The 1,090-nt window shown below is 39.9% G+C and carries 1 protein-coding gene; it reads right to left on the reverse strand.

Annotated elements, in window-relative coordinates:
* A partial coding sequence (locus BS19_RS20645; protein WP_245609294.1) for a hypothetical protein occupies positions 1-142 on the reverse strand: 142 nt, incomplete at its 3' end.
* Positions 143-1,090 lie beyond the last annotated feature (948 nt).

Consider the following 1,090-nt stretch of genomic DNA (forward strand, 5'->3'; position numbering starts at 1 on the left):
GATCGGATAATCGCGGAATCAGTGATCGGTTTAAACCGAAATGGGTGATCGGATAATCCCGAAATGACTGATCGGAATGCTCCGAAATATGCACAGTGCCAGTCACAAAATTAATGACAAATAATAAGCATACTACCGACAAGTAGTTAGTTAAGTGCGAGTAAAATTCTTTAATTTTTTTACTTGAGCCATTACGTGTTCTTGCTGAGTGGTTGTGTACATTGCTTTATCCATTTTATTGTCCTTTATTTTTAACGTAATTGTTTAATGCGGTAAATAATAAATGAAGTTATGGGGCTAAAGGTTTCTTTGCGACGAAGTGCTGTAAATGGGGGGTGAAGTGTCTATAACTAGGATAAAGTGCCTACGACTAAGTAATATAAACAAAAGAGCCATACACGAGTTTCTCAGTTCCCCTGCCCTAGAAAGCTAACAAGGCGTTTAAGGCGGATTCACAACGCTTGGTATTTTCCGTTTGATTCAGCTTTAGTGTTTACGGCACAATGGTTTAGGTGTGGTGCTTGCGTTGTTCACCACTTAACGCGGCGTTAGTTGCCAGTGGTAAAAACACAGCTATGGCAGAAAATTTAGGGTTAATGAAATTTTCAGTTTTGCTTGGTTTTTGTCTGTGTGTGTTTTGCTGAAGTTGTGTTCGATTTTTAATGTTGTGGTTTTGTCTTGCCGTTTCAGACACTATTTACTCGTTGAAATTCAGCTTTGTGGCATTGCCTTTCCGAAAGGTTTATTAGGTGTTTTTGGTCAGCTTTCTGCGACGTTGTAAGTTCCAAGTGGTTTCAGTGACAGGCGCTTTGAAACTGCGCCTGACTTGAGTTTTTCAAAGTGCTTAAAAACGGTGTTGGCAAAGTCGAAATAAACTGGAAATCAAAGGTTTAGAATGGCAACTAACAAGGCGTTTAAGGCAGATTCGCAACGCTAAGCATTTTCAGTTTGCTTTGAATTTAGTGTTTACGGCACAGTGGTTTAGGTTAGGTGGTAATGTTGCTCACTACTTAACGCGGCGTTAGTTGCCAGCGAGAAAAACGTAGCTAAATCAGAAGGTTTAGGGCTAATGAACTGTGCAATTTTGCTC

It is taken from the genome of Vibrio pacinii DSM 19139, from assembly GCF_000711795.1.
Taxonomy (GTDB): Bacteria; Pseudomonadota; Gammaproteobacteria; order Enterobacterales; family Vibrionaceae; genus Vibrio; species Vibrio pacinii.